This window comes from Streptomyces sp. NPDC047081 (genome assembly GCF_040643775.1).
Lineage (GTDB): Bacteria > Actinomycetota > Actinomycetes > Streptomycetales > Streptomycetaceae > Streptomyces.
In genome coordinates, this window is the sequence record NZ_JBEYUY010000013.1 from 270,010 (window position 1) to 276,695 (window position 6,686).

Consider the following 6,686-nt stretch of genomic DNA (forward strand, 5'->3'; position numbering starts at 1 on the left):
TCCGCCGCGAGGTCCCGCTTCTTCTCCCCCTTGCCCTTGCCGCGGCCGCTCACCGCCGCGCCTCCACCAGCCGGGGCATGTCCCGGGCTGCCTCGATCAGGAACCACGACGGCAGTACGGGATTGCCGTCGGCGTCGGAGGCGATCACGGTCTGGGCCACCTCCACGGAGATCTCGGCGAGTTGGACCAGCAGCGACTTCGCCCGGTACGCGGTCTGCCGGCCGGCCGCCGACATGTGCTCCTTGCTGACCGGGAGTTCCTTGATCAGACGGCCGCGGAAGGACTCGGCGAGGTAGTAGAGCAGGTCGCGGTCCTCCAGGCGGCTGGGCCAGCGGGCGTCGCCCTTGATGATCGCCTCGATGCCGAACTGGCTGCGCACGATCTTGACGTAACCGCAGAAGGCGGTGGCGTGCGCGGGCGTCAGCGTGCCGTGCGCGAGGACCTTCAGCGTCTCCTCGTCGAGGTCGCGGCCGAAGGAGCGCAGCGCGTCGGAGAGCATGTGCCAGGAGCGGGGCGTGGAGAAGGGCTCCTCGGTCTTCGGCGGCTTGGACCACAGGTGGTCGGGGCGGTCGGTGAGGTGGTCGAGGATCCACGGGTGGATGTCGTTGTTCGCGGCCCAGGTCAGCCAGTCCCTGGCGGAGGCCTCCAGGTGGACGTGGGCGAGGCGGTTGACGAGGGCGGACGCGATGGGACGGGCGAGCGCGTTGTCGGTGGCGCGGTTGCCGGCGCCGATGACGATCGACCCCTTGGGCAGCTCGTAGTTGCCGATACGGCGGTCGAGGATCAGCGAGTAGAACGCCTTCTGCACATCCGGGGTGGCCGCGTTCAGCTCGTCCAGGAACAGGCAGTACGGCTCGTCCCGGGCGATCGCCTCCGGCGGGCAGAACACCGACCGTCCGTCACGGATCTGCGGGACGCCGATGAGGTCCTCGGGGGCGAGCTGAGTACCGAGCAGACTCACGCACTCCAGCCCCAGGGACTCCGCGAACTCCCTTACCAGGGAGGACTTTCCGATGCCGGGAGCGCCCCAGATGAAGACCGGCCGCACGGTGGCGAGGCCGAGAAGCAGTTCGGGGATACGGGCGGGAGTAACCGTGACGGCAGCCTGCAAGAAGCGGCTCCTTCGGGATGTTCGAGAAGTTTGCGACTCGAACAGTGTGTGCGTACGTCCCCGTCGGCGCAGCCGATTTTCAGGCGGCCCGGTCCCGCGCGATCGGCACCTGCGGCCCGTCCGTCTCCCGCAGCCACCGCCGCAGCACACGGTGGACCTGCTCCGCCCCGACGAGCTCTCGCCCCTCCTCGACCGGCTCGGAGAACACCACCGGCGACAGCAGGAACGGCCTGCCCTGCGCCCCGCCGAGCCCGCCGTGGGAGCCGATCTGCTCCTCGAAGGCCAGCACCTCGCCGTCGGCGGGGTCGTGGAAGGAGTTGACCATGATGTCGGCCGTGTGCGGGAACGAGTGCGTGCGCCGCACCGCGTCCGCGGCCCCCGGCCCGAAGGGCTCCAACGGCCCCCTCTTGTCGTCGAGTTCACCGACCGGGATCTCCGCGCCGTACGCCCCGAGCACGACCCCGCCGTGCTCCTCGCTGCGGACCAGCAGGAACCCGATCCCGGGATGGTTGGCCAGCGTCGTCAGCAGTGCCGGGTGGCGGGCGTCGATCTCCTCCTTGCTCATCCGGTGCGGCACGTCCGGGAAGGACACCAGGCCGAGGTTGCCCGAGGCCAGGACCATCGGCTCGGACCGGCGCCCGGCGGGGCCCTTCTCCTCGACCGGCCGCCGCAGCGCCGCCCGCACCGCGGCCCGCGCCTCGGCGCCGCTGTGCGTGCGCTGCGCCTTGCGCGGCACGGGCAGCCCGCAGCCGGCCCGCACCAGCTCACCGAGGCCGAGCCCGTAGCGGGCGCGGAAGGTCTCGCCGGGGCTCTGCCCGTGGTCGGAGAGGACGACGATCCGGTACGGCCGCGGGGCGTGCTCGGCGACGTTCACGATCAGCGCGAGCGAGCGGTCGAGGCGCTCCAGGACCTTCTCGGCGTCCCGGCTCGTCGGCCCGGAGTGGTGCGCCACCTCGTCGTACGCCACCAGGTCGGCGTAGACGGCGGTGCGCCCGGCGAGCATGTCGCCCATCACGGCGGCGACCACGACGTCCCGTTCGACGACGGTCGCGAAGGCGCGGACGAAGGGGTAGAGGCCGCCGCGGGAGACGCGCGGGCGCTGCTTCCTGATCAGGGCGCGGGTGGACTGGCCCATCTCCCGGCCGACCTCGGCGAAGAAGGACATGGCGGTGCGGACGGCGTTGGCCGGGTCGGAGAAGTAGGCGAAGTAGCCGGCCCGGGAGCGGTTCTCGCGGCCGCGGCGGCGGGTGGCGATGGACAGCACGAGGGCCTGTTCGTCGGCGCCGCCGCTGAAGAGGTTGCCGCGGCTGGCGCCGTCGGCGGTGAGCAGGCCGCCGTCGCCGGTGAACTCGACGGCCCGGCGCTGGAGTTCGGCCGCGCTGGTGGGCCGGTTGCAGACCATCACCTCGCGGGTGTCCTTGTCGTACCAGCGGAAGGCGGGGACGTCGTGGTTGGTGCCGTGCAGGATGCCCAGCTGGCTGGCGCCGGTCTGACTGGACCAGTCGGTGCGCCAGGGGGTGAGCCGGTGGGTGCCATTCTCCAGGAATTGGGCGACGGTGGGCATCAGGCCCTTGCCGACGGCGGCCAGCAGGACGTCGTGGCCGACGCCGTCGAGCTGGAGGAAGACGGTGCCGGGGCTGGAGGGGCCGGCGGGCAGGCGTCTGCGGCGGCGGTCGGCGAGGCGGTAGAGGCGGCGGCGGTAGGCGTCGTCGTCGCGCACGGCCAGCGCACCGCCGGTGGCGGAGGCGACGGCGGACATCACGGCGGCGACGACCACGGCGGTCTCGGGGGCGGCCTCGGCGCTGCTGGACGGGTTCAGGCGCAGGGCCACCAGCAGCAGGGAGCCGTTGAGGACGAAGACGAGCAGGCCCAGCACGAGCGCGGGCACGAGCAGCAACAGCCGTACGAGCAGCGGCCAGACGAGGGCCGACAGCACACCGAAGGCACCGGCGCCGACGGCGGCCGTGACCGCGATGTGGGTGGCGCTCTCGCCGTCGGGCGACTGCAGTCTGAAGTCGGGGAGGATCCCGGCGAGCACGAGCATGGTGACCGTGGAGACGGCCCACACGGCAACGCTCCGCCCCAGCTGACTGACGACCCGCCGCCAACGCCCGCCACGCACGCCCGCACACCTCACGTCCCGGCCCGTCGTCGCTGCGGGCCCGGACCAAGCCTGTCATACGAGATCCCGCGGGGGCCTTCGGTGCGCTACCGCCCGTCGTACCCGGCCGTCGGCATCGACAGCCTGCGGTGCACCCGGGCCTTCATCTGGGCGTCGTAGCACGGCTCCTCGAAGCCCACGGTCTCCACCCGCACCCCGCGCCGGGCGCACTCCGCGGTGAACTCCTCCACGGACGACAGCGCGCTCTCCAGGACCCGTCGGCTGGGGGCCACGAAGAGGTCGAGGCCCGGCCGGACCCCGTCCCACAGGACGCAGTGGTCGGCCCGCAGCCCTCGTACCAGAAGCTCCCGGGCCACGATGTACCCGCGCTCCGCGGCCCACCGCGCGCACATCGCGTGCTGGCTGCGGGAATCCACCAGGAAGGGATCGGCGTCCAGCTCCTCGAGCGGCGTCAGACTGGCGATCGCAGTGACGCGCACGCGCATCGGTCCCATGGCGTCCCCCTCACCTCCGGGTTTCGCCGCCGACCCTACTCCAGCCCGTAGGCTTCGGGGAGTCGCGCGAAGGAGGCAAAGAAGGTGCCGGTGGAGATCACCTGGTGGGGTCACGCCACCTGCGCGGTCACGGATTCGGACGTGCGTGTGCTCACCGACCCTCTGTTCGCCCGCCGCCTCGCCCATCTGCGCCGCCGCCGGGGCGCGCTCCCGCCGCCCGGCGCCGTGCGCGCGGACCTCGCGCTCGTCTCGCATCTGCACGCCGACCACCTGCACGTTCCCTCGCTGGAGCGGCTCGCGGAGGGCACGCGCCTGCTGGTGCCCCGGGGCGCGCCCCGTGCGGTACCGGGGCTGCGCCGGCTCGGCCATCTCACGGTGACCGAGGTGAGTGCCGGGGACGAGGTGACGGTCGGTGATCTCCGTGTACGGGCCGTGCCCGCGCGGCACGACGGACGGCGGCTGCCGGTCGGCCCGCACCGCGCGCCCGCTCTCGGTTATGTGATCGAGGGCGAGGCCAGGACGTACTTCGCCGGGGACACCGGGCTGTTCGACGAGATGGCGGCCGTGGTCGGGCCGGTCGACGTGGCGTTGCTGCCGGTCGGCGGCTGGGGGCCGCATCTCGGGGACGGGCATCTGGACGCGGGGCGGGCGGCGGAGGCGCTGGCCCGGCTGGCGCCGCGCAGCGCGGTGCCGGTGCACTACGGCACGTACTGGCCGATCGGGATGGACGCCGTGCGCCCCCATGAGTTCCACGCGCCCGGCGACGAGTTCGTGCGCCTGGCGGCCGAGCGCGCGCCGGCGGTCGCGGTGCACCGGCTCGGGCACGGGGAGAGCGTGCGGCTGGAGGTCGCGAAGTGACCTGGCTGGCCGCCACCGCGACGACCGTGCCGCCGGAGTCGACCCAGCAGGCGATCGGGTATCCCTCGCTGTTCCTGCTGGTGCTGTTCGGGGCCCTGGTGCCGGTGATTCCCACGGGAGCCCTGGTGAGTACGGCGGCGGTGGTGGCGTTTCACCAGACCTCGCCGTTCTCGCTGTTGCTGGTGTTCGTGACGGCGTCGCTGGCCGCGTTCCTCGGGGACGGGGCGCTGTACTGGCTGGGGCGGCGGGGCATGGGCTCCAAGAACGGTTCGCGCTGGCTGGAGGCGATCCGGTCGCGGGCGCCGGAGGACAAGCTGACGCAGGCGCAGGAGAAGCTGGCCGAGCACGGGGTGGCGGTGCTGGTGCTGTCGCGGCTGGTGCCGGCCGGGCGGATCCCGGTGATGCTGGCGTGCCTGATGGCGAAGTGGCCGATGCGGCGCTTCGCCCGGGGGAACCTGCCGGCGTGCCTGGCCTGGGCGGCGACGTACCAGGTGATCGGCATTCTCGGCGGCTCGCTCTTCAAGGAGCCGTGGGAGGGCGTGGTGGCGGCGGTCGCGCTGACCGTGCTGGTCAGCGCGGCGCCGAGCCTCTGGCGGCGGATCCGTCGTACGACGACCGCCTAGTCCAGCACCCGCGAACCTCCCACCGGCAGGTCCCACAGGTCTTCGCGGTCCAGGCCCGCCTTCTCCCAGGCCGCACGCACGCGCGTGAGTGGTTCCAGGACCGGCTCCGCCGACAGGACGAACGTGCCCCAGTGCATCGGTGCCATCCTGCGCGCCCCCAGGTCCCGAGCCGCGCGGACCGCCTCCTCCGGGTCGCAGTGGACGTCGCTGAGCCACCAGCGGGGGTCGTACGCGCCGATGGGGAGGATCGCCAGGTCGATGCCCGGGTAGCGGTCGCCGATACGGGAGAACCAGTGGCCGTAGCCCGTGTCGCCCGCGAAGTACACGCGTCGGCCGTCGGGTGCCGTGAGGACCCAGCCGCCCCAGAGGCTGTGGCAGGTGTCGGTGAGGGTGCGCTTGGACCAGTGGTGGGCGGGGACGAAGTCGAAGCGCACTCCGTCCAGTTCGGCCGCCTCCCACCAGTCCAGCTCGGTGACGACGGTGAAGCGCCGGCGGCGGAACCACGCGCCGAGTCCGGCCGGCACGAACACCGGGGTGTCGCGCGGGAGTCGGCGCAGGGTGGGGGCGTCCAGGTGGTCGTAGTGGTTGTGGCTGATGACGACCGCGTCGACGTGGTGCAGGGATTCCCAGGGGACGCCCACGGGCGTGATGCGGGCCGGTGTGCCCAGGATGCGGCGGGACCAGACCGGGTCGGTGAGGACGGTCAGGCCGCCGATGCGGACGATCCAACTGGCGTGTCCCGCCCAGGAGACGGCGACCGTGCGGGCGTCGACGCGGGGCAGCGGGGCGGGGGCGAAGGGGATCCGGGGGATGTCGGCGAGGCCCTCGCGGCCGGGGCGGATCGAGCCCTCGCGGGCGAACCTGGCCATGGCCTTGAGGTTGGGCAGCGGGGCGGTCAGACGGTCGTGGAAGGTCCGCGGCCACACCCTGCGCCCGCCCAGCGGGCGGGGTTCGGCGAGCGGCGGGAACGCCGGGGCGAACCGGCCTGAGGACGCCGGGACATCGGCCTCCTCCGTGGTCGTACTCGTGCCCGTGGTGGTGGTCGACTCGGACTGCTGCGTCATCGAGGAGGCTCCCATCGCTGAGCGTCGTCGCGTAGATCGTCGAAGACCGACTTCACATGGTTCAACGCGCGTTGCACGTGTGGCAGTTCCAACGTCACGGGTGACCTGAGGCATTCCGCGCGCTGCTCGTCCGTCCGGCCGAGCAGCGGGCCGGTGGACAGACGGACGCGCAGCGCCCCCAGTTCGTCGCCGAAGCGGTGGCCGCCGGGCGCGGGCATGCCGAGCCGGGCGGCGAGGAAGTCCTCCAGTTCCTGTGCGTCGCCGACACCGTGTGCGGTGAGGGCGGTGCGCAGCGGGCCGAGGTCGGCGTAGAGGTGGCGGCCGGCCTGCGGGGGCCGGGAGAGCCCCGGGCCCCCAGAATCCCGCCTCAGCCCCGAGCCGCTCCAGAGCCCGCCTCAGCCCCCCAGCCCGCCC

General features: G+C 73.0%; 6 protein-coding genes and 1 pseudogene. 2 read left to right on the forward strand and 5 right to left on the reverse strand.

Translation table 11 applies throughout. The annotated features are described in order from the left end of the window. Positions 1-49 precede the first annotated feature (49 nt). The 3 genes from ABZ848_RS25835 to ABZ848_RS25845 all read right to left on the reverse strand — a co-directional run bounded on the left by ABZ848_RS25835 (position 50) and on the right by ABZ848_RS25845 (position 3,727). Positions 50-1,111, reverse strand: coding sequence for a MoxR family ATPase (locus ABZ848_RS25835; RefSeq protein WP_360835633.1), 1,062 nt, complete (start codon positions 1,109-1,111; stop codon positions 50-52). Between the two features lie 79 nt (positions 1,112-1,190). Next, entirely contained in the window at positions 1,191-3,233 is a 2,043-nt protein-coding gene (locus ABZ848_RS25840; protein WP_360835635.1) for an alkaline phosphatase family protein, read from the reverse strand. Between the two features lie 86 nt (positions 3,234-3,319). Continuing rightward, the gene (locus ABZ848_RS25845; protein ID WP_360835637.1) at positions 3,320-3,727 is read right to left on the reverse strand and encodes a hypothetical protein; all 408 of its coding nucleotides are present in this window, start codon (positions 3,725-3,727) and stop codon (positions 3,320-3,322) included. 84 nt (positions 3,728-3,811) lie between these two features. Between ABZ848_RS25845 and ABZ848_RS25850 the strand changes: the two genes are divergently transcribed. After that, positions 3,812-4,585 (forward strand): MBL fold metallo-hydrolase, encoded by a 774-nt coding sequence (locus ABZ848_RS25850; protein WP_360835639.1) that lies wholly within the window; start codon positions 3,812-3,814, stop codon positions 4,583-4,585. Beyond that, the gene (locus ABZ848_RS25855) at positions 4,582-5,208 is read left to right on the forward strand and encodes a DedA family protein (RefSeq protein ID WP_360835641.1); all 627 of its coding nucleotides are present in this window, start codon (positions 4,582-4,584) and stop codon (positions 5,206-5,208) included. Before ABZ848_RS25850 ends, ABZ848_RS25855 begins: the two co-directional genes overlap by 4 nt. Here the strand turns inward: ABZ848_RS25855 and ABZ848_RS25860 are convergent. Together ABZ848_RS25860 and ABZ848_RS25865 are read right to left on the reverse strand one after the other, a co-directional pair. Then, positions 5,205-6,272 carry an MBL fold metallo-hydrolase gene (locus tag ABZ848_RS25860; RefSeq protein ID WP_360835643.1) on the reverse strand — a complete coding sequence of 356 codons (1,068 nt, stop codon included), beginning with the start codon at positions 6,270-6,272 and terminating at the stop codon, positions 5,205-5,207. The two genes, ABZ848_RS25855 and ABZ848_RS25860, sit on opposite strands and share 4 nt — an antisense overlap. Then, positions 6,269-6,616, reverse strand: a pseudogene (locus tag ABZ848_RS25865) (pyridoxal phosphate-dependent aminotransferase); the annotation flags it as partial. The pseudogene ABZ848_RS25865 and the gene ABZ848_RS25860, both read right to left, overlap by 4 nt. Positions 6,617-6,686: the final 70 nt, after the last annotated feature.

Coding starts and splice junctions, on each gene's coding strand:
- ABZ848_RS25845 (WP_360835637.1), bottom strand. CDS start 3,727: ATGGGACCGATGCGCGTGCGCGTCACTGCGATCGCCAGTCTGACGCCG.
- ABZ848_RS25860 (WP_360835643.1), bottom strand. CDS start 6,272: ATGACGCAGCAGTCCGAGTCGACCACCACCACGGGCACGAGTACGACC.